The sequence below is a fragment of the Cupriavidus sp. HPC(L) genome (assembly GCF_000307735.3).
Classification (GTDB): domain Bacteria; phylum Pseudomonadota; class Gammaproteobacteria; order Burkholderiales; family Burkholderiaceae; genus Cupriavidus.
This window is the reverse complement of the sequence record NZ_AMPR02000403.1, coordinates 1-1,167: the sequence shown is the minus strand read 5'-3', so window position 1 is coordinate 1,167 and position 1,167 is coordinate 1. Positions and strand designations below refer to the sequence as shown.

1 protein-coding gene and 1 pseudogene are annotated in these 1,167 nt (G+C 72.3%); both read left to right on the top strand.

Annotation, left to right across the window (positions count from 1 at the left end):
• Positions 1–219, top strand: a pseudogene (locus B551_RS18495) (multidrug transporter MatE); the annotation flags it as partial.
• A gap of 82 nt (positions 220–301) precedes the next feature.
• Positions 302–1,167, top strand: an 866-nt coding sequence (locus B551_RS18490) for a metallophosphoesterase (protein WP_023264754.1), incomplete at its 3' end; no start/stop codon positions are given.

The following is a 1,167-nucleotide window of genomic DNA, read 5'->3' as shown; positions in this document are numbered from 1 at the left end:
ATGGCGCTGTACTTCGCGTCGATGGGCGCGGGCCGGATGCGCTGGCCGATCGCCGCCGGCCTCGCCCGGATCGGCCTGGCCGCGGGCGGCGGCTGGCTGCTGGCGCATGCCGGCGGCATGGGGCTGGACGGCCATTTCCTCGGCGTGGCGCTCGGCATCAGCGCCTATGGCGCGGTGACGGCCATCGGCGTGCGGCGCACGGTGTGGTCGGGCCGCTAGGCAGGGACGCGCATGCGCGCGAGCCGTAACCCCGGTATCGTGCGGCTTATCGTGCCGACGCGGCACGCCTGCCCGGAGCACCATGACCCCTCGCCGCTCGATCGTGACGGCCGCGCTGATCGTCGCCCTGCTGCATCTCTATATCGGCGCGCGCCTGCTGCCCGCGCTGCCGTGGCCGCTGGCGCTGAAAGCGCTGGCCGCGCTGTGGCTGGCGATCTCCACCGTGTCGATGCCGGCCGCGCTGCTGGCGCGCCGCTTCGAGCCTCCCTGGGGCGATCGACTGTCCTGGCTCGGCATGCTGGCGATGGGTCTGTTCTCGACGCTGCTGATCCTGACCGTGCTGCGCGAACTGGTGCTGATCGCCTGCGCGCTGGCCGGCTGGTATCCGCCCGGGCTGCCGGTCTGGAGCGCGGTCGCCACCGTCGCGCTGGCGCTGCTGGTCTCGCTGCTCGGCTACTGGAACGCACGGCGCGTGGCGCGCGTCGTCGATGTCGAGGTGCCGATCGACGGGCTGCCCGCCGCGCTTGACGGCTTCACGATCGCGCAGCTCAGCGACATCCACGTCGGCCCCACCATCAAGCGGCCATATCTGCAGCGCATCGTGGAACGCACCAACACACTGGGCGCCGATGCGATCGCGCTCACCGGCGACCTGGTCGACGGCAAGGTGCCCGAACTGAGCGAACACACCGCGCCGCTCGGCTCGCTGCGCGCGCCGCATGGCGTCTACGTCGTCACCGGCAATCATGAGTACTACGCCGGCGCGCATGCGTGGATCGACGAGCTGCGGCGGCTGGGGCTGCGGGTCCTGCTGAACGAGCACGTGGCGATCGAGCGCGACGGCGCCACGCTGGTGCTGGCCGGCGTCACCGACTTCAGCGCCGGGCATTTCGATCCCGCGCATCGCAGCGATCCCATCGCGGCGCTGGCCGGCGCGCCGGCCGAGGC